Here is a 20,254-nt window from a genome sequence, read left to right as displayed (position 1 = left end):
GGAGTGCCTGCCCCCAGGGTAGCTCCGTACCCCAGCGGTAGGCAGGATCACAGGGCAAGAGTCGTGAAGATAGTTTCCTAACGATCCAGGCGGCAAGGCTCCCGACTTAGGCGCCATTATGATACCTTGACGCGATCTTTTGCCGCTGGAACGTCAAGGATTTCATGGACGCACACGCCAAGATCATCGCCCGCCTCGCCGAGGAACTCGCGGTCCGCCCTCAACAGGTGGCGGCCACCGTGGAGCTGCTCGATGGCGGCGCCACCGTGCCTTTTATCGCCCGCTACCGCAAGGAAGTGACCGGGGCCCTGGACGATACCCAGCTGCGTGAACTGGACGAGCGCCTGCGCTACCTGCGCGAGCTGGAGGAGCGCCGCGAGGCGGTACTGGCCGCCATCGACGAGCAGGGCAAGCTCTCCGACGATCTGGCCAGGTTGATCCGCGCCGCCGACACCAAGCAGCGCCTGGAAGACCTCTACCTGCCCTACCGCAAGAAGCGCCGCACCAAGGCGCAGATCGCCCGGGAGGCGGGCCTGGAGCCGTTGGCCGATGCCCTGCTGGCCAATCCCGGGCTCGATCCCCAGGTCGAGGCCGCCCACTACCTGCGCCCCGCCGAGGGCGAGACGCCGGCCATCGAGGACGCCAAGGCGGCGCTCGATGGCGCCAAGCAGATCCTCATGGAGCGCTTCGCCGAGGACGCCGAACTGGTCGGCCGGCTGCGCGAGCGGCTCTGGCACGAGGGGCTGCTCAGTGCCCGGGTGCTGGAGGGCAAGGAGCAGGAGGGCGCCAAGTTCTCCGACTACTTCGAACATGATGAGCCCCTCGCCAAGGTGCCCTCCCACCGTGCCCTGGCCATGTTCCGCGGTCGCAACGAGGGGGTGCTGAGCCTGGCCCTCAAGCTGCCCGGCGAGGACGAGGCGCCGCTGCATCCGGCCCAGGTCGCCATCGCCCGGCACTTCGAGATTCGCGATGAGGGGCGTGCCGCCGACAAGTGGCTCGCCGAGGTGGTGCGCTGGACCTGGCGGGTCAAGCTCTACACCCATCTGGAGACCGAGCTGATGGGGCGGCTGCGCGAGAGCGCCGAGCTCGCCGCCATCGAGGTCTTCGCCGCCAACCTCAAGGACCTGCTGCTGGCGGCCCCGGCGGGCCCCAAGAGCACCCTGGCCATCGACCCGGGCCTGCGCACCGGCTGCAAGGTGGCGGTGGTGGATGCCACCGGTCAGTTTCTCGAGCAGGCCACCATCTTCCCGCATGCCCCGCGCAACGCCTGGGACGCCTCGCTGGCCGAGCTGGCCAGGCTGGTGGAGAAGCACGACGTCGAGCTGATCGCCGTGGGTAACGGCACCGCCAGCCGCGAGACCGACAGGCTCGCCGGCGAGCTGGTCAAGCGCCTGAGCGGGCGCCGCCTGGCCAAGGTAATGGTCAGCGAGGCCGGTGCCTCGGTCTACTCCGCCTCGGAGTATGCCGCCCGGGAGCTGCCCGACCTGGACGTCACCATTCGCGGCGCCGTCTCCATCGCCCGGCGCCTGCAGGACCCGCTGGCCGAGCTGGTCAAGATCGAGCCCAAGTCGATCGGCGTGGGCCAGTACCAGCACGATGTCTCCCAGCTGCAGCTCTCCAAGAGCCTGGAGGCGGTGATCGAGGACTGCGTCAACGCCGTGGGCGTCGACCTCAATACCGCCTCCAGCGCCCTGCTGGCGCGGGTGGCGGGGCTCAATGCGGCGCTCGCCGAGAATATCGTCGCCCGGCGCAACGCCGAGGGTGCCTTCGCCAGCCGCAAGCAGCTCCTCGACGTCAGTCGCCTGGGGCCCAAGACCTTCGAGCAGTGCGCCGGCTTCCTGCGCATCATGAACGGCGACAACCCCCTCGATGGTAGCGCCGTGCACCCGGAGGCCTACCCCCTGGTGGAGCGGATCGCCGACCGGAGCGGTCGCGAGGTCACCAGCCTGATCGGTGACAGCGCCACCCTCAAGGCGCTCAGGCCCGCCGACTTCGCCGACGAGCGCTTCGGGGTGCCCACGGTGAACGATATCCTCAAGGAGCTGGACAAGCCGGGTCGCGACCCGCGCCCCGAGTTCAAGGCCGCCGAATTCCGCGAGGGGGTCGAGACCCTAAAGGACCTGGAGCCGGGGATGATCCTCGAGGGCAGCGTCACCAACGTGACCCACTTCGGTGCCTTCGTCGATATCGGCGTCCACCAGGATGGCCTGGTGCATATCTCGGCGCTCTCCGATAAGTTCGTCGAGGACCCGCGCTCGGTGGTCAAGGCCGGCGATATCGTCAAGGTCAAGGTGATGAGCGTCGACATTCCGCGCGCCCGTATCGGCCTCTCCATGCGCCTCGACGACCAGCCCGACGAGGAGGGCGCGCCGCGTCGTGGCGGCGAGCGCCCGGCCGGCAAGGGGCAGGGAGCCAAGGGGCGTGGCGGCAAGCCGCGGCGCCAGTCGAGCGGCGCCGACAGTCAGCCGATGGGTGCCCTGGGGGCGGCCCTGCTGAAGGCCCGCGACAAGGGCTAAGCTGAGAGTCTCTGGCTCCTAGCCAACGATATTCGAGGCGGCTCGGCCGCCTCCCATGATATGGGGTGTTGATCTTGTCCGAGCAACTCACAACCGTCATCGGACGGCTCAAGGGACCGGCCCGGCAGGGGCTGATCGGGCGTATTCGCCGCGGCGTAGAGAAGGAAGGGCTGAGGGTCGATGGCGACGGGCGTATTGCCCAGACCCCGCATCCCCGGGGCCTGGGGTCCAAGTTGACCCATCCGCATATCACCACCGACTACTCCGAGGCGCTGCTGGAGTACATCACGCCGGTCACCTGTCGCCCCGAGGATGCCCTGGACTTCCTGGCCGACCTCCACCGCTTCAGCTACCGCGAGCTCGGCGACGAACTGATTTGGCCGGCCAGCATGCCGTCGCGGCTGGCGGGCAATGCCAGCATCCCCATCGCCGACTACGGGGCATCCAGCGTGGGCACCATGAAGCATGTCTACCGCAAGGGGCTGGACGTGCGCTATGGACGCATCATGCAGGCCATCGCCGGGGTGCACTATAACCTCTCCTTCCCCGATACCCTCTGGCAGCAGCTGCGGGAGATCGATGGCATCGAGGAGCAGGCCCTGAGCGATTACCGCTCCAGTCGCTATTTCGGGCTGATTCGCCAGTTCCGTCGCCATAGCTGGTTGCTGATGTACCTGTTCGGCGCCTCGCCGGCCTTCGATGAGAGCTTCCTCGACGGTCGCGAGGCCCCCGAGGCGCTGGGGTTGCGCCGCCACGGCGCGGCGACGCGGCTGTCGCCCTATGCCACCAGCCTGCGCATGTCCGGCCTCGGTTACCAGAACAAGGTGCAGGCCCAACTGAAGATCTGCTTCAACTCGCTCTCCAACTATGTGGGCACATTGCGCCACGCCATCGCCACCCCCTGGCCCGCCTACGAGGCCCTGGGCGTGAAGACGGCAGAGGGCTGGCAGCAGCTCAATGCCAATATCCTGCAGATCGAGAACGAGTACTACAGCGATATCCGCCCCAAGCGAGTCGCCTGGCAGGACGAGACCCCCAGCCAGGCCCTGGAGGCCCGCGGCGTCGAATATATCGAGATTCGCTGCCTCGACCTCAACCCCTTCCTGCCGCTGGGCATCGACGCCACCCAGATGCGCTTCCTCGACACCTTTATGCTCTGGTGCCTGCTCTCCGAGAGTCCCTGGATCGACGATGCCGAGTGCGACCACCTGGACGACAATCGCCGCCTGGTGGTGGAGCGCGGCCGCGACCCCGAGGCGCGGCTGCATCTCGACGGTGTGGAGCGTCAGTTGGCGGCGCGGGCCGAGGAAATCTTCGCCGAGCTCGGCCAGGTGGCCGAACTGCTCGATGCCCAGGAGGGCGGTTCGCCCCATGCCGAGGCCTTAGAGGCCCTGGCACCGCGGCTGCGGGATCCTTCCCAGACGCCGGCGGGGCAGTTACTGGCCCGGCTCGAGTCCAGCGGGGAGGACTTCGTCGAGGCCACCCTGGCGCTGGCCCGGGAGCAGGCGGCTCAGTGGCGTGAAGAGACCATGGACCCGTCTCGGGAGGCGCTCTTCACCGAGCTCGGCGAGACCTCCCATCGCCAGCAGCAGGAGCTCGAGGCCGCCGATACGGAATCCTTCGATGACTTCCTGGACCACTATTTCACCCGGGCCCGTGAACCCCGCGGTACCCCCGTGGTCTGACCCTGCGTTTGCCCCCGCGCCGCGGGGGCGCCTACCCCGGTAAAGGAACCTAGAGCCGATGATGGCGACCCTTTCGACCTGGAGTCCCCGCCGCTGGAGCCTGGCGGGGCTCGCGTTCTGTGTGCTGATGTTGGCGGTGGCCCTGGGCCTGGAGCATCTGGTGGGCCTGGAGCCCTGTCCGCTATGTATTTTCCAGCGGGTGGCGGTGCTGGCCGCGGCCCTGGTGCTGGCGGTGGCGGCGCTTCATAACCCCATCGGTCGCGGTGGCCGACTCGCCTATGGCGGCCTGGGGCTGTTGGCGGTGCTGGGCGGCATCGGCGTGGCCGGCCGCCATCTCTGGCTGCAATCGCTGCCGGCGGACCAGGTGCCCAGTTGTGGTCCTGGCCTCGATTATATGCTGGAGGTGTTGCCGCTTCAGGACGTGCTCTCCATGGTGCTCTCCGGCTCCGGCGAGTGCGCGGAGATCGACGTCCTGTGGTGGGGCGTTTCCCTACCGGGCTGGACCCTGCTCGGCTTCCTGGTGCTGGCCCTGGTCCCCTTGGGCCTGCTGTGGTGTGGCCTGAAGCGTGCCTGAGTGGTACCGAACGGGCGTTGGTTGACGGTCTTCACGGCAAGGCATTGACACCCGTCCCCGCTCGGGTGAGTCTGGGTGACGAGCCATGAGTCGTGAGGGACAAGCCATGCTGGAAGAGTGCAAGACGGCCCTGGAGCGCTGGGGTGGGGTGCATAGACTGATCGATCGCTGGCTGGACCAGCGCCGTGAGCTGCTGGTCACCTTTATGGATCTCAAGGAGGCCTGTGATGCCGAGCTGGAGGCGGTGGAGAAGCCCCAGATCGATGCCTTCAGCGAGCTGCTGATGGACTATATCAGCGCCGGCCACTTCGAGATCTATCCCCAGCTGCGCGAGGAGGCCACGGCCTTCCACGACCATGACGCCCTGGCCCTGGCCGACAAGCTGCTGCAGCGCTTGGAGATGTCCACCGAGTTGGTGTTGGCCTTCGACGAGGACTTCTCCACCCCCAGCCGTTGCCAGCACTACCTCTCCCGGCTGCCGGCCTGGCTCGACCGCCTGGCCAAGGGGCTCGGCGAGCGCTTCTCCCTGGAAGACCAGTTGATCGAGCGGCTGCACGCCGCCCACTCGCCGCCACCTGCCTCCCAGGCCGCGGCGCGGCTCTCCCCCTGAGGGGCGCGCCGCGCGACGACTCCCTCGAACGACGACGCCCCGGCCGAGTGGCCGGGGCGTCGTCGTTTGCGGGCGTGCTGCTTACATCAGGGAGTGAGCCTCGGGGCGCTCCAGGTCGGTGAGGGGGATCTCGCCGGTCAGCAGGTCGCGCTCGAAGGTTTCCTTGTCGACGTTGAAGCCGAGGAATTCCTGGGCCAGGTACATATCCTTCTCGGCGTTGCCCAGGCAGCTGGTGCCGCCGGGGGAGGGCGTCATATTGAAGACGATGCCGGTCCCCGGGTTGATCTTGGCCTCGCCCATCACCAGCTTCTGCTTCTCCTTGTCGATCAGCTGCGGGCGCACCCCGCCGAAGCCCTTGGCGAAGGAGACGTCCTGGGCGGTGAGGCTGGGCACGATCTTCTTGATGTCCTTGAGGAAGAGGCGCTCGCGCAGCAGCGGCACTTCGAACAGGAAGTTCTTGAAGATATAGCGACGGATATCGCGCACCTTCATCAGGTCCCAGAGGGCCTTGATAACGTTGCGATCCAGGCGCAGCACCTTGAGGAACTCGAAGAAGGTCTTGCCGTTGTAGCGCTCCAGCAGGGGCAGCATCAGGGCGGTGGGGCCGAAGCGGGTCTTGCCTTCCACCAGCACGTCCGGGTCGCCATGCACCGCAGCGAAGGGCAGGTTCTCGTTCTGAACGGTGTAGACCTTGCCGTTGAGCACCTGGGGCGTGAAGTAGAAGGAGCCGGCCATGGGCAGGCAAGACTTGTCCAGGCCGTAGCCCATCTTGTGGGCGAATAGCAGCGAGTGGCCGCCGGCGCTGACCACCACGTAGCGGGCGGTGAGGGTGCCCTTGTTGGGGGTCTTGACCCGGAACAGCTTGTCCTCGCCCTGGGTGATCGACTCCACCGCGGTGGAGAGATGCACGTCGCAGGCCATGCCCTTCTCCTGGGCACTCTGCTGAGCCTGCTCCACGAAGGCCTCGGAGAGGGTGGTGTAGTTCACGGCGGTGTATTCGTCGGTGGAGCCCATGGCCACGATGGGCTCCTCCGGGCGGCGCCCCTCCACCAGCTTGGGCTCCAGTTCGGCAATGTCGTCGCGCTCGAGCAGACGCATCTTGGGGAAGAGCTCCTGGAACTTGGTGAAGCGCTGACGCAGGAAGTCGCACTCGGTCTCGCCCACGCCCAGCACCATCTTCGGGTACTTGTAGACGATCTTGTCGCGCTGCTCGGGGGCCAGCTTGGTGGCGAAGTTGACCACCATGCCAGCGGTGCGCTTGGTGACCTTGGCCTTCTCGAGGGTGTAGTTGGTCTCGATATCGCCACAGTGGATCGTCTGGCTATTGTTGCGGCCATGGGAATTGACGATGGCCACGTGGTCGTACTTCTCGACCAGGCCCAGGGCCTTGAGGTCGGTATAGCGCGCCAGCTCGTAGAGGAGGGCGGTGCCGGAGACGCCGCCACCCACGATCAGAACGTCATAGGTCGGTGTGGACATGGGAGGTTCTCGCTTGCCTGGTGCGGGAGTCACCCTCCAGGGATTGCCCGGAGGCCCTGGCCTGCCGCCTAGGTTGGCCATCGGCAGGCTCGATGAATCGATGCAGGCATTATAGCCATTTTGGCGGCAAAGAGAATCCATGCCAAAGCTAGACTTTATGGGAGTTATGCTGGGCATAAGGAAAAGCTTTGGCTTAGAGTTGGCCTATTCTTCCTTTAGTATCAGTGACTTATTTCTGTCATAAGGTCGTGGTGCGGTTTGTGCGGCGCAATATAAAACTTTTGTATGGGCTATGCCTGATGCCGGCTATCGCGGCCGAACCGGGGCGGCGGCTCCCCCCGCCGGGGGATCTCTGCCATAATCGTGGGCTTTTCGACCACCAACCGCGGCGTCTTGGCGCCGACTGAGAGGGGAACGCAGTGAGCCTGGCCATCTTCGACCTCGACAACACCCTGCTGAGCATCGACAGCGACCATGCCTGGGGCGAGTTTCTGCTGGAGCAAGGGGCCGTGGACCCGGTCAGCTACCGCGAGGCCAATGACCGTTTCCTGCGTGATTACGAGAACGGCACCCTGGACATGGCGGCCTTCCTGGAGGTGGCGCTGCGCCCCCTGGCCGAGAATACCCCGGAGCAATTGGCGGCCTGGCATCAGCAGTTCATGGCCAGCAAGATCGAGCCGCATATCCTGCCCAAGGGGGAGGAGCTGCTGGCCCGCCATCGCTCCCGGGGCGATACCCTGCTGATTATTACCGCCACCAATCGCTTTATCACCGGGCCCATCGCCGAGCGGCTGGGGGTGGATGAGCTGATCGCCGTGGAGCCGGAGGTGGTCGATGGCCGCTATACCGGTAAGGTCTCCGGCGTGCCCAGCTATCGCGAAGGTAAGGTGGTGCGCCTGGAGGCCTGGCTCGAGGACAAGGAGTTCGGCCTCGAGGACGCCTGGTTCTATAGCGATTCACACAACGACCTGCCGCTGTTGGAGAAGGTCGAGCACCCGGTGGTGGTGGATCCGGACGAGACCCTGCGCGCCGAAGCCGAGCGTCGCGGCTGGCGGATTATCAGCCTGCGGGAGTGATGGCTGCCGGGTTCTATAGGCTCTTGAGTCGGCCGCAACGATCTGCCGCTGCTGGAGAAGGTCGAGCACCCGGTGGTGGTGGATCCGGACGAGACCCTGCGCGCCGAAGCGGAGCGCCGCGGCTGGCGGATTGTCAGCCTGCGGGAGTGATGGCTGCCGGGTTCTATAGGCTCTTGAGTCGGCCACAACGACCTGCCGCTGTTGGAGAAGGTCGAGCACCCGGTGGTGGTGGATCCGGACGAGACCCTGTGCGCCGAAGCCGAGCGTCGCGGCTGGCGGATTATCAGCCTGGGGGAGTGATGGCTGCCGGGTTTTCGGCATCACCGAAACGACCCTAACGATTTGCCTTCGAGCAACGCTGGGCCGCCACTCTGGTGGCCCGCGTCTTTCGTGACTTTCCTGTCGATCTCCCCGGCCAGGCCTGCCCCGGGGGCTTGCGCCGATGCGACCGCGGCTTGCGCCCCCCGCAAATGCCTTATTGAAGCGCTTTCCGGCTTTGTGGAAGAATGGCTGCCATAGTGAATTTATAAGGTGATGTCCGTGATCGACGCTGACGGCTTTCGGCCCAACGTTGGCATTATCATTGTCAACCGCCAGGGCCAGCTGCTTTGGGCGCGTCGGGTAGGACAGAATGCGTGGCAGTTTCCCCAGGGAGGCATCAAGGCAAACGAGACTCCACAACAGGCCCTGTATCGGGAACTGGAAGAGGAAATCGGCCTGACGGCGGCCGATGTCGAGGTGCTGGCCTGTACCCGTGGGTGGCTGCGCTACCGCTTGCCACGACGCATGATACGAACGAATTCGCGGCCGGTGTGTATCGGCCAGAAACAGAAGTGGTTCCTGCTGAAAATGCGTTGTCAGGACAGCCGGATCTGCATGGATGGAACGCCCAAGCCGGAATTCGACGGCTGGCGTTGGGTTAGCTACTGGTATCCGCTGGGGCAGGTGGTGCCCTTCAAGCGGGAGGTGTACCGGCGAGCCCTGCGTGAGTTGGCGCCCCGCGCCCAGCGCCTGGCCCTGATGGGGGAGTAGCGCCGGAGGACCCGCGCCGACGAGGCTCCCTTTCAATCATTACAAGAAGATACGCTATGCTCGACGTCCTTCGCCGCATCGTTCAGGAGGTCAATGGGGCTCGCAGCCTGGATGCGGCCCTGGCCACCATGGTGCGTCGTATCCGCAAGGCCATGCGCACCGACGTCTGCTCTTTCTATCTCTATGATACGGAGCAGGAGTGCCTGGTGCTGATGGAGACCATCGGCCTGCGCACCCAGGCGGTGGGGCACGTGACCCTGCGCCTGGGGGAGGGCCTGGTCGGCCTGGTCGGCCAGCGGGAGGAACCCCTCAATCTCGAGGATGCGCCGGCCCACCCCGCCTACCGCTATTTCGAGGAGACCGGCGAGGAGCGCTTCTCCAGCTTCCTCGGCGTGCCGATTATCCATCAGCGTCGCATGCTCGGCGTGCTGGTGGTCCAGCAGCAGGACAAGCGCCGTTACGACGAAGGCGACGAGGCCTTCCTGGTGACCATGGCCGCTCAGTTGGCCGGGGTGCTGGCCCATGCCCTGGTGACCGGTACCCTGAGTCGCCCCACCCGGGCCGATGGTCAGGCGGTCTTTACCGGGGTGGCCGCCTCGCCGGGAATGGCCATCGGCGAGGCCCGGGTGATCATGCCTCCCGCCGACCTGGACAGCGTTCCCGACCTGATTCCCACCGATACCGAATACGAAATCAAGCGTCTGCAGGACGCCATCTATCGGGTACGCGACGAGATCCGTGCCACCGGCGAGCGCCTGGCCAGCCGCATCAGCGCCCAGGAGTTGGCGCTGTTCGAGGTCTATCAGCAGATGCTTAGCGATGCCGCCCTGGGGCAGGAGGTCGTCAAGCGCATCCGCGAGGGGCAGTGGGCCCCGGGGGCCCTGGCGGACGTGGTGCGCCGGCATGTGCAGTACCTGGAGCGGGTCGACGACGATTACCTGCGCGAGCGCGCCGCCGATGTGCGTGACCTGGGGCGCCGGGTGCTGGCCCACCTGCAGGAGGAGAGTCCTCAGACACCGGACTCCTATCCGGCCCGCACCATCCTGGTGGGTGACGAGATCAGCGTGGCGAGCCTGGGGGAGGTGCCCCGGGATAAGCTCGTCGGCCTAGTGGCGGTGCGCGGCTCCAGCACCTCCCATGTGGCGATCCTGGCTCGCGCCATGGGGATTCCTACCGTGCTGGGCATGGTCGATCTGCCGCTGCCGCGGCTCAATGGCACGCCGGTGGTGTTGGACGGCCACCGCGGGCGACTGATCGTGCGCCCCGGGGCCGAGATGCGCAGCCACTACCAGACGCTGATCGACGAGGAGCAGGCCCTGACCGAGGTGCTGGAGCACGAGCAGGACCTGCCCAGCGAGACGCCGGACGGCCACGCCATGGCGCTGATGGTCAATACCGGCCTGGCGGTGGATGCGGTGGCCTCCCTCAAGCCGCGTATCGGTGGGGTCGGGCTCTATCGTACCGAAGTGCCTTTTATGATCACCGAGCGCTTCCCCGGGGAGCAGGAGCAGACCCGGCTCTACCGCGAACAGCTCGAGAGCTTCGCCCCCCTGCCGGTGGTCATGCGCACCCTGGACATCGGCGGCGACAAGGACCTGCCCTACTTCCCCATCGATGAGGCCAATCCCTTCCTCGGTTGGCGGGGGATTCGCGTGACCCTGGATCACCCCGAGGTGTTGATGGTCCAGCTGCGGGCCATGCTGCGCGCCTCCCAGGATCTCGATAACCTGCAGATCCTGCTGCCGATGATCACCAATGTGGACGAGGTGGACGACGCCCTGCGCCTGCTCGACCGCGCCCGCGCCGAGCTGGCGGAGGAGGGGGTGGCGGTGCCCCGGCCGCGGGTGGGGGTGATGATCGAGGTTCCCGCCACCCTCTATCAGTTGGGGGCCCTGGCCGAACGGGTCGACTTCTTCTCGGTGGGCAGCAATGACCTGACCCAGTACCTGTTGGCGGTGGATCGCAACAACCCGCGCGTCGCCGACCTCTATGATGCTTGCCATCCGGCGGTGTTGGTGGCCTTGGCGCGACTGGCCGAGGAGGCCGCGGCGCTGGGTATGCCTACCTCGGTATGCGGCGAGCTGGCCGGCGATCCGGCCGGGGCCCTGCTGCTGATGGGCATGGGCTTCGAGGTGCTGTCCATGAATGCCCCCAGCCTGCCTCGCGTGCGTGCCGCCATTCGCCGCGTGCCCCTGGCGGATGCCCAGGCCTTGGTCGCCGAGACCCTGAGGCTCGGTAGCCCCGCCGAGGTGCGCGGCCTGCTCAATCGGCGCCTGGAGGCCTGGCAGTTGATGCATCTGTTGCCCCCGCAGGATTGACGCCGAGGTCTCGGTGACTCTCAAGCTCTCGACCTGGCGGCCGATATTCTTGATGGTTCAGGGGCTCGGCCTCAGGGTGCGGTGGGTCTCGCCCTCCCGGTGTCCCCCTGGGCCGAAGCGTCGCTCGGCGATCTCCACGCCCTCGTCCCGGTGCCAGCGCAGCCAGGTGGTAGCCCGGGTGCCATAGGTGTCGCCGCGGATAAAGGCGGCGGAGAGGCGTCGTTCCAGTTCACGACCGACGCCGGTATCGGGCAGGCGGGTGGCGTCGTGGTATTCCCGATCGTTGCCCATGGCGGCAAGGGCGGCGTCGGGCCAGTCGCCATGCGCCAGGCTAATGCCCAGGCCCTCGCGGCTGGCCTGCAGTTTGGGCCAGGGGGTGTCGAGGTCGGCATTGGAAAGACCGTGCAAGCCGGGGGCGACGCGTTGCAGGGTCAGGGCATGGCGGCTACGGTGAACATGCCAGAGGCGGCGGGCCTCATCGGCCACCAGCAGGTTGAAGCCGGCATAGCGCCACGCCTCGCCGGCGGCCAGTTGCGCCAGCCAGGCTTCGAGGTCATCGCAGCTCAGGGCCTGGCGAACCAGCTCGCCGCGGCTGGGTGCCCGCTGGGGTACTACCAGGGCCGGGTCGCGGACATTGGTGACCGTGGCCAGGCGGCCGCGACGATGCAGGGCCAGCCAGGAGCCACCGGCCTCCAGGTCACGCCCCCCGAGGATTCGCGGGGCGTCGGGCCAGTCACCCAGGGCGGCGCTGGGGCGGGCATGGAATTCGTCCCGATTGGCCACCAGGTGCAACCAGTGGGGGGCGTCGGGCTGGTAGGCGAAGGCGATCAGGCACATGGCCGCTAGCTTATCCTCGAGACCGGTGGCGTGGAAGCCCGAGGCGGTGCCGGGCAGTGTATGGGGCTTTCATGACAGCTCGGGGTGTGAACAGTAAACTCTGAGCATGGGTTAATGACGACAGGGGTAGGGATGCGACTCGATTCTGGCAAGGGAGTGCTCTGGAAGCGCCTGGTCTGGCCGGCGCTCGGGCCCTGCCTGGTGGCCGAGCTGGGGCTCTTACTGGTGTGTTTGCTGGCCGGGCTGCTGGTATGGCGCGGTGAGGGTGGCCCGGGGCTGCTGCTGTTGCCGGTAGCCGGATTGCTAGCGGGGTCTGCCCTGGTGCTCGCCACCTTCCTGCTGCTCCTTCAGCGGCGTTTCTACCAGTGGGAGCTGGGCTTCGAGGCGCCCTGCGATCAACTCGAGAACGCCTTGCGGGATCTCTACAGTAGCCTGCCGCCGCGTCTGAAGCATCATCGCCTGCTACCCCCCCGGGACCCCGAGGAGGGCGTCGAACAGCGCCTTCGGGGATTGCTGGAGAGCCTGCAGTCGCTGCTCGAGCGCCTCGCCCAGCGGCCGCAGCTCGAGGCCATGCTGGATTCCCTGCCTCGCCCCGCCTTCCTGGCCCACGAGGGGGTCCTGCTCGAGGTCAACCGTCCCCTGGAGCAGCTGCTCGGTCGGCCGCGCAGTGCCCTGGAGGGGCTGGAGCTCGGCTATGTGCTGCGCCATGCCGATACCCAGACGCCGGATGTCTGCGTGCGGCTGCCCCTGGCCAAGGGGGGCTGGCAGGAGTTTCGCCTGTTGCGCCTGGAGGATGCGCAGGGCTTCAGCCTGGGGTTGCTGGAGGACCTGGATGAACAGCGCCAGAGCCTGAACCAGCTGACCCAGGCGCGGGATCGAGCCCGCCAGGAAGCCAGCCTGCAGGCGGGCTATCTGAAGTTGCTGCAGCAGGAGCTTGTCCCCCTGCTGGAGGCCGTGCAGGACGCCCCGGGGGCGGCACACGACGAGGCGTCCATGCTGGAGTCGCGCCTCCAGGGGCTCGCCGATCTGCTGGCCAGCCTGGTGGATGGTTCCTCTTCGTCCGATGAGGCGGCCACGTCGCAGGAGTCGGCGTCATCGCCGCGAGTGCTGATCGTCGACGATGGTCCGGTCAACGTGATGCTGGCGCGTCAGGTGCTGGAGAGCGAGGGGATGCGGGTGGTCACGGCCCCAGGGGGAGAAGAGGCCCTGGCCCTGCAGCGCGAGCAGCATTTCGACCTGGTGTTGATGGATATTTATATGCCCGGTCCGGACGGTCTGGAGGCGACGCGCCGCTGGCGAGCGCATGAGGCGCATCACGACGAACCGCGCAGTATCCTGGTGGCCCTGACCGCCAATGCCAGCGAGGCGGATCGTCGGGAATTTCGCGAGGCCGGCATGGACGACTACCTGGCCAAGCCCTACCGCCCCCACACCCTGATCGAGCTAGTGCGCCGCTGGCTGCCGACCAGTGCCCAGCGCTCGGTCTCATAACGCCAGGAACGGCTGGCTCCCCACGCTGTCCACCCTTTTCCCTCGCCCGTTGATCCGTTGAATAGGACTCCGCATGTTGAACTATCCCGCCATCGATCCGGTGGCCATCTCCCTGGGCCCCCTGGCCATCCACTGGTATGGGCTGATGTATGTGGTCGGCTTCGTGGCCGCCTGGTGGCTGGGCTGCCGCCGCGCCTCCCGCCTGGGGCTGACCCGGGACGATATCGGTGACCTGATCTTCTATGCCGCCCTGGGCGTGGTGCTGGGCGGTCGCCTCGGTTATGTGCTCTTCTATGGCATGGATCGACTGCTGGAGAATCCGCTGTGGATCGTCCAGGTCTGGGATGGCGGCATGAGCTTCCACGGGGGGCTGATCGGGGTGCTGCTGGCGGCACTCTGGTTTGCCCGCAAGAAAGGCCTGGCCTTCTTTACCCTCACTGATTTCGTCGCGCCCCTGGTGCCTATTGGCCTGGGCGCCGGACGCCTCGGCAACTTTATCAATGCCGAGCTGCCCGGGCGCATCACGACCCTGCCCTGGGGCATGCCCTTTCCCGGCATGGGGCCCGAGCCGCGGCACCCCTCGGCACTCTACGAGGCGGCCCTGGAAGGCCTGGTGCTCTTCGTGGTGCTGTGGTGGGTCTCCGCCAAGCCCCGAGCCCGTGGGCTGATCTCGGGGCTCTTCCTGGTGCTCTACGGCGTCTTTCGCGTCAGCGTGGAGTTCGTGCGCCTGCCCGATGCGCATATCGGCTATATCGCCTTCGGCTGGGTCACCAAGGGCATGCTGCTGACGCTACCGATGATCCTCGCCGGGGTGGGACTGATGCTCTGGTCGCGGCGCCAGCCGACGCCATGATTGGGAGGTGAGAAGGCGAGCCGGGGAGGCGTCTCCCAACGTTTCTCCGGCGCGTGTAGAATAGCGCGCATCATTTCTTGACCGTCGGAATCGCCGTGACCCTCGAGACCGCTTCGCACGACGCTGCCCTGGAGCAGCCCTACCTCGATCTGATGCGCCAGGTGCTCGACCTTGGCGTAGAGAAGCACGACCGCACCGGGGTGGGCACCCGCTCCCTGTTCGGCCACCAGATGCGTTTCGACCTGGCCCGGGGCTTCCCCCTGCTGACCACCAAGAAGCTCCATCTGCGCTCGATCGTCCACGAACTGCTGTGGTTCCTGGCCGGCGATACCAATATCGCCTACCTCAAGGAGAATGGGGTGCGCATCTGGGACGAGTGGGCCGATGCCGATGGCGAGCTGGGGCCGGTCTACGGTTACCAGTGGCGTAGCTGGCCCGATCCCCGGGGGGGCTCGGTGGATCAGATCGCCAAGGTGGTGGAGCAGATTCGCGCCAACCCGGACTCCCGGCGACTGATCGTCTCCGCCTGGAACCCGGCCCAGGTGGACGAGATGGCGCTGCCGCCCTGTCATGCGCTCTTCCAGTTCTATGTGGCTGAGGGTCGGCTCTCCTGCCAGCTCTATCAGCGCAGTGCCGATATCTTCCTGGGCGTGCCCTTCAATATCGCCAGCTACGCGCTACTGACCCGGATGGTCGCCCAGGTCTGCGGCCTGAAGCCCGGGGAGTTTATTCATACCCTCGGGGACGCCCACCTCTACCTCAACCATCTGGAGCAGGCCGAGCGGCAGTTGACTCGCGCGCCCCTGGCCGCCCCTCGGCTATGGCTCAACCCCGAGGTCGAGGACCTCTTCGCCTTCCGCTTCGAGGATATTCGTATCGAGGGCTATGAGGCGCATCCCCATATCAAGGCGGAGGTGGCGGTATGAGTGGCGATTCTCGAGTGCCGGTGGCGATGATCGCCGCCCTCTCCTCCAATCGGGTGATCGGCGTGGATAACCGGCTCCCCTGGTATCTGCCCGAGGATCTCAAGTTCTTCAAGCGCATGACCCAGGGCAAGCCCCTGGTGATGGGACGCAAGACCTTCCAGTCCATCGGCAAGCCGCTGCCGGGGCGGCTCAATATCGTGGTGACCCGGGATGTCGATTTCGCCCATCCCGGGATACGCGTCTGTCATGACCTGGCCAGTGCCCTGGATCTCGCCGAGCAGCAGGCGCGAATCGACGACGCCGAGGAGGTCATGGTGATGGGCGGTGGCGAGATCTATCGTCAGGCGCTGCCTTGGGCCAGCCGGCTCTACCTGACCGAGGTGGACCTGAGCCTGGAGGGGGATGCCTATTTCCCCGAGCTCTCCGAGGCGGACTGGGAGGAGGCGCAACGCGTCGCGGGAACGCCGCCCGAGGGCCAGCCGAGCTACCATTTCGTGGCTTATCGGCGCCGTTGAGCGGCAGTTGCCATCGTGCCGTGGCTGGCACAGACTTGGCGAAGGCATGGTAGCGAGGGAGGGGACGTCTTGAGCAGCGAAGCGAATCGACACCTGCTGGCGGCGCTTGAGGGCCAGATCGAGCGCCGGCTCGACGAGTTGAGCGAGGCGCGGCGGCGGGTCGCCGAGCTGGAGGCGCGCAATCGCCGCCTGGAGGCGGATAACCTGGCCCTGCGCCGTCGCCTCGAGGCGGAGCACCCGGAAACGAGCGTGCCCCGCAGTCAGGGACTGGCGGCCCTGATCGGGCGGCGTCCGCGCGGGCAGGAGGCCGCCGCTGGCGGGGAGCCGTCGGCTTCCCAGGAATCGCTTCCTGCTCAGGAGTCGCCTGCTTCTCGAGAGCCGCTTTTTTCCCAGGTGTCGCGTTCTCTCCAGGAGTCGCCGCTTGCTTCTCAGGAGTCGTCTTCTCCCCAGGAGTCGCCGCTCGCTTCCCAGGAATCGCTCTCTTCCCAGGAATCGCCTTCTCCTCAGGAATCCCTCCCCATCGACGCGCCGCCCTCGCCCCAGGCGCTGTTGGCCGAGTGGTATCGCCGCTATCCCCAGGCCTTCTTCAAGGGCCATACCCGCCCACTCAAGGTGGGCATCCATGAGGAGCTGCTGGTTCGGGAGCCCTGGCCGGAGAAGCTGGTGCGCCGGGCGCTGGCCTGTTATGTGCACCTGCCGCGCTACCTCAAGGCGGTGCGTGCCGGTGCCCAGCGGGTGGGGCTCGACGGGGAGCGTGCCGGCGAGGTCACCGAAGGCGAGGCGCGTTATGCCCATCGCCAGTTGGAGGCCTTTCACAAGGAGCGCCGCGGCCGGGGCAAGCCCGCGACCGGTAAGTCCACCACTAGCAAGGCGTCACCCAAGGCGGCCAAGGCATCGTGCCAGGCCGCCCCCTCCGGCGGGCGCCAGGGGCAGGGCGACGATGGCGGCCGACCGCGTCCCTTGGTCGCCGAGCAGACCGATCCCCAGGCGCGTCTGGCCAGCAAGCTGGATGCGCTGCTGGCCAAGCATAATCGCTAAGCTGTCTGCTCTTTTCCCCCGCTTTCTCTCCTGTCACGAGGGTGCGACCCTGGGTCGCACCCTCGTGCATTCCTGACTAATACAGCGTTGAGCGTCATGGGCTTGTCATGTGGCTCCGGCAGGCTATGATGGGCCGGGTGCGCAGGGACCGTGTGATAGCGGGTTAAGTTCCTCGATACGGGAAGCAGCGATAGGAAAACAGTGTTTTTTTCTTGTTGCGTTCTCCAAATTCCCGGTATAAGGTTCTTCCTGCGAGCATTGGACTATAACAAGGCTTGCTCAGGTAGCCGGCACGGCGAGCTCGAGGAACGGGCTCTCGTGAGGCGCCGGGAAAGCCGACTGCACTATGCAGTAACGATCGAAACAGTAAGCTAGTAAGGACATATCGAGATGAAAAAGACTCTGTTAGCGACTGCCATCGCCGGCGCCATGGGCCTCTCCGCCGCTTCCGCTCAGGCCGCCACCGTCTACAACCAAGACGGCACCAAGCTGGATATCTACGGTAATATTCAGCTGGCCTACTACAGCGTCGATGCTGGTAATAACAGCGTGGATGAGCTAGCCGACAACGGTTCTACCTTCGGCTTCGCCGCCGAGCACGTGATCAACCCGGGCCTGACCGGCTACCTGAAGCTCGAATTTGACGACTTCAAGGCAGACGAGATTAAGACAGCGGGTCGTGACTCTGGTGACCAAGCCTATGTCGGTCTGCGTGGCGACTTCGGTGACGCTCGCCTCGGCTCCTACGATGCCCTGATCGACGACTGGATCCAGGATCCGATCACCAATAACGAGTTCTTCGATGTCAACGACTCCAGCAGCCAGCGTGGCGTCGGTGGTATCAATGAAACCGATAAGTTTACCTACACTTCTCCGTCCTTTGGCGGCTTCCAGTTCGCCCTGGGTACCCAGTACAAGGGTGAGGCCGAGAGCGAGAACGTCACCGATTCCGGTAATGCCTCCTTCTTCGGTGGCGCGCGCTATACCGTGGGCGCCTTCTCCGTGGCTGCCGTCTACGACAACCTGGACAACTACGCCGACGCTTACCAGAACAATGGCCAGTTCGGCGATCAGTATGGCCTGACCGCCCAGTACACCATCGATTCCCTGCGCCTGGCCGCCAAGGTCGAGCACTTCGATGGCGACATGGCCAACACCGATGCCGATCTGTATGCCCTGAGTGCCCGTTATGGCTACGGCGTGGGCGACGTCTACGGCGCCTACCAGCGCGTCGACGACGACCTGGAAGCCGACGAGCGCGATGAGTTCGTGGTCGGTGCCACCTACAACCTGTCCGACGCCATGTACACCTGGGCCGAGGCTGCCTGGTACGACAACGCTCAAGACGTGGGCGACGGCGTGGCCGTGGGTGTGACCTACCTGTTCTAAATCAGCATTCTGACATTAGTCAGAATGCCTGATCGAACAATCGAAAGCCGACCCCCAGGGGTCGGCTTTTTTTTCGGGATGCCCGGCCGGCATGCTAATCTCGCTGGCACAGGAGAGTGGTTCCGATCGTCAGCAACAAGGAGTCCCATGAACGTTTCCAAGATAGCGGTGGCCCTGGTGGTAACGGGGCTCGCCGTCGGTGAGTCGGCCCTGGCCCAGAGCACCATGGAGCAGCGCTTCCGCGAGGAGGGGCGTCAGCTCGACCTCACCGGCTTCTTTAACGCCGAGAGCGACGCCCGTAGCCGTACCTTCAACTTCGGCAGCGAGCAGGAGCACGCCTTCGAGGTCACCGAGGCGGGCACCTACGAGCTGCGCAGCGAGCTGGCGGGAGACTACGAGCCCAATTATCGGTTACGCCTGGCGTTGCTCGATAGCGAGGGCGCCGTGCTGGCCCGCTTCGAGGGCCGTGGTGAGGCCCTGGCACTGCGTCAGGCGCTTAGTCCGGGGGAGTATCGCCTGCGGGTCGAGGGCCAGAAGTTCGGCGCCCGCGGCCAGGGCGCCCGTGGCTTCTACCTGACCGTCAATGGCCTCGAAGGGGTCAGCGTCGCCGCCGGCGACGGCGGCGTCCTCTTTAGCGGTCGCGAGGGGAGTGGTGAGGCCTTTGTACGCACTAGCGAGCGCTCGGTGCGTTTGGGCGCCGGCGCGGCAGCCACGGCCGAGGCGGCTAGCGCCAGTAGTCAGGTCGTCGAGACGGCGAGTGCCGGCGCCGAGGCGGCCGTTGCGGAGTCCGCCGAGCACCAGGCGGCCGCCGAGTCCGTGGAGCCCGAGGTTCGCGAACTGGTCACCGATGTGCGGATCCGCGCTCGGGGCGAGGTGATGAGCTTCGAGATGGCCGAGGCGGGCCAGGTGGCCATCGCCACCTCCACCTATCCGCCGGGCTACGAGAACACCTACCGTATCGAACTCGAGGTGGTGGACGGCCAGGGGAGTGTGGTGGCCGAGGGCGCCGGCCAGGGCTTCGACGGCGATGTGGCCATCGAGCCGCGGTTGCCCGCGGGCCAATACCGGATTCGCGTCCAGGGCCAGAAGTTCGGCTCCGGCATGACCGGGGTCAATAACTACGAACTGCGGGTGCGACTGCTCGACTAGTCGCGCCGCGCTTCTCGCCGCAGTAAGCAGGACGGCGGGCCCACTGGGCCCGCCGTCCTGTTTTGGGCGCACTACCCTGTTCGGGGCGCAATAAAGAGCCCCGACCATCAATGGCCGGGGCAAGATCGAAAGCAGGCGAAGCCGTAAGGGGGCCTTTTCGGCCCGCGGGCTTAGAAGCTGTACTGCACCATGCCCTGCAGGCGCAGGGCATCGCCGTCGCGACCATCCACCACCTCGCGGCTGTGATAGCCCGCCTCGATGCCGTAGGTGACGTTGCGGATCGGCGACCAGATATAGTTCAGGTGCACCACCTCGAAGGTCTCGTTGGCGTCGCCAGCCAGGGCGCCGGCGGCGACCGCCTCGTCCAGGTCGGCCTGGGCCACACCATAGCCCAGGGTGACATTGCCGGGACCGGCGGCGGCGGTGATGCCCAGGGTGCCGCCGGTGGCGCTGATGGTTTCCAGCTCGCCGCTGACCGGGTCCCGATAGGCCGGGGCCGCCGGAGTGCCCTCCAGGTAGCCGCCGATGCCGTCGCCATGGGTCAGGGAGCCGCGCAGGGTCACGCCCTCGGCCACCTGGGCGCTGGCCTCGAGGTTCAGGCCCCAGCCGAAGGCGCTGTCCTTGCCGCTATCGGTGGTGCCGGTGGTGTCGTACTCCAGGTGGCGCAGCACGGCGGAGGCGCCATAGTTGAAGCCATCGATGCTGCCCTGATAACGCAGGGTCAGGTCCGGCAGCTGGCTCTTGGTATCGTCCGCGGTGGGGGAGC

At 66.3% G+C, this 20,254-nt stretch carries 16 protein-coding genes and 1 pseudogene; 14 read left to right on the top strand and 3 right to left on the bottom strand.

The annotated features are described in order from the left end of the window. Window positions 1–164: 164 nt before the first annotated feature. The 4 genes from HPA02_RS15965 (at window position 165) to rsd (ending at window position 5,385) form a co-directional block, all read left to right on the top strand. Complete coding sequence (locus tag HPA02_RS15965; protein ID WP_146804199.1) at window positions 165–2,516, top strand: Tex family protein; 2,352 nt, start codon at window positions 165–167, stop codon at window positions 2,514–2,516. A gap of 65 nt (window positions 2,517–2,581) precedes the next feature. Further along, the gene (gene gshA / locus HPA02_RS15960) at window positions 2,582–4,201 is read left to right on the top strand and encodes a glutamate--cysteine ligase (RefSeq protein ID WP_244945947.1); all 1,620 of its coding nucleotides are present in this window, start codon (window positions 2,582–2,584) and stop codon (window positions 4,199–4,201) included. Window positions 4,202–4,259: 58 nt separating this feature from the next. After that, complete coding sequence (locus HPA02_RS15955; protein ID WP_146804198.1) at window positions 4,260–4,775, top strand: disulfide bond formation protein B; 516 nt, start codon at window positions 4,260–4,262, stop codon at window positions 4,773–4,775. A 106-nt stretch (window positions 4,776–4,881) separates the two neighbouring features. Then, the gene (gene rsd / locus HPA02_RS15950; protein ID WP_146804201.1) at window positions 4,882–5,385 is read left to right on the top strand and encodes a sigma D regulator; all 504 of its coding nucleotides are present in this window, start codon (window positions 4,882–4,884) and stop codon (window positions 5,383–5,385) included. An 81-nt stretch (window positions 5,386–5,466) separates the two neighbouring features. Here the strand turns inward: rsd and HPA02_RS15945 are convergent, their stop codons facing one another. Next, window positions 5,467–6,864 carry an FAD-dependent oxidoreductase gene (locus tag HPA02_RS15945; RefSeq protein ID WP_146804197.1) on the bottom strand — a complete coding sequence of 466 codons (1,398 nt, stop codon included), beginning with the start codon at window positions 6,862–6,864 and terminating at the stop codon, window positions 5,467–5,469. Between the two features lie 419 nt (window positions 6,865–7,283). On the opposite strand from HPA02_RS15945, the gene HPA02_RS15940 reads away from it, so the two are divergent. The 3 genes from HPA02_RS15940 to ptsP all read left to right on the top strand — a co-directional run bounded on the left by HPA02_RS15940 (window position 7,284) and on the right by ptsP (window position 11,290). Further along, window positions 7,284–7,940, top strand: a complete 657-nt coding sequence (locus HPA02_RS15940; RefSeq protein ID WP_146804196.1) for a histidinol-phosphatase — start codon at window positions 7,284–7,286, stop codon at window positions 7,938–7,940. Between the two features lie 540 nt (window positions 7,941–8,480). After that, entirely contained in the window at window positions 8,481–8,972 is a 492-nt protein-coding gene (locus HPA02_RS15925) for an RNA pyrophosphohydrolase (protein WP_146804195.1), read from the top strand. Window positions 8,973–9,028: 56 nt separating this feature from the next. Continuing rightward, on the top strand, window positions 9,029–11,290 hold the full coding sequence (gene ptsP, locus HPA02_RS15920; protein ID WP_146804194.1) for a phosphoenolpyruvate--protein phosphotransferase: 2,262 nt from the start codon (window positions 9,029–9,031) through the stop codon (window positions 11,288–11,290). A 57-nt stretch (window positions 11,291–11,347) separates the two neighbouring features. On the opposite strand, the gene HPA02_RS15915 is transcribed toward ptsP, so the two are convergent. Continuing rightward, window positions 11,348–12,127 carry an NRDE family protein gene (locus HPA02_RS15915; protein ID WP_146804193.1) on the bottom strand — a complete coding sequence of 260 codons (780 nt, stop codon included), beginning with the start codon at window positions 12,125–12,127 and terminating at the stop codon, window positions 11,348–11,350. Window positions 12,128–12,259: 132 nt separating this feature from the next. Between HPA02_RS15915 and HPA02_RS15910 the strand changes: the two genes are divergently transcribed. From HPA02_RS15910 to HPA02_RS15880, 7 genes are all read left to right on the top strand, one after another. Then, complete coding sequence (locus HPA02_RS15910) at window positions 12,260–13,618, top strand: response regulator (protein WP_146804192.1); 1,359 nt, start codon at window positions 12,260–12,262, stop codon at window positions 13,616–13,618. Between the two features lie 73 nt (window positions 13,619–13,691). Beyond that, entirely contained in the window at window positions 13,692–14,471 is a 780-nt protein-coding gene (gene lgt / locus HPA02_RS15905; protein WP_146804191.1) for a prolipoprotein diacylglyceryl transferase, read from the top strand. A gap of 152 nt (window positions 14,472–14,623) precedes the next feature. Further along, entirely contained in the window at window positions 14,624–15,397 is a 774-nt protein-coding gene (locus HPA02_RS15900) for a thymidylate synthase (protein WP_232341148.1), read from the top strand. Continuing rightward, window positions 15,394–15,912 carry a dihydrofolate reductase gene (locus HPA02_RS15895; protein ID WP_146804189.1) on the top strand — a complete coding sequence of 173 codons (519 nt, stop codon included), beginning with the start codon at window positions 15,394–15,396 and terminating at the stop codon, window positions 15,910–15,912. Before HPA02_RS15900 ends, HPA02_RS15895 begins: the two co-directional genes overlap by 4 nt. A 69-nt stretch (window positions 15,913–15,981) precedes the next feature. Further along, window positions 15,982–16,950 carry a ProQ/FINO family protein gene (locus tag HPA02_RS15890; protein ID WP_232341145.1) on the top strand — a complete coding sequence of 323 codons (969 nt, stop codon included), beginning with the start codon at window positions 15,982–15,984 and terminating at the stop codon, window positions 16,948–16,950. 390 nt (window positions 16,951–17,340) lie between these two features. Next, entirely contained in the window at window positions 17,341–18,339 is a 999-nt protein-coding gene (locus HPA02_RS15885; protein ID WP_146804188.1) for a porin, read from the top strand. A gap of 147 nt (window positions 18,340–18,486) precedes the next feature. Then, on the top strand, window positions 18,487–19,488 hold the full coding sequence (locus HPA02_RS15880) for a hypothetical protein (protein WP_146804187.1): 1,002 nt from the start codon (window positions 18,487–18,489) through the stop codon (window positions 19,486–19,488). A gap of 170 nt (window positions 19,489–19,658) precedes the next feature. On the opposite strand, the pseudogene HPA02_RS18280 reads toward HPA02_RS15880, so the two are convergent. Continuing rightward, window positions 19,659–20,254, bottom strand: a pseudogene (locus tag HPA02_RS18280) (hypothetical protein); the annotation flags it as partial.

It is taken from the genome of Bisbaumannia pacifica, assembly GCF_007989625.1.
GTDB lineage: Bacteria > Pseudomonadota > Gammaproteobacteria > Pseudomonadales > Halomonadaceae > Bisbaumannia > Bisbaumannia pacifica.
The sequence above is the reverse complement of the archived record's forward strand: the minus strand, read 5'-3'. Positions and strand labels throughout refer to the sequence as shown.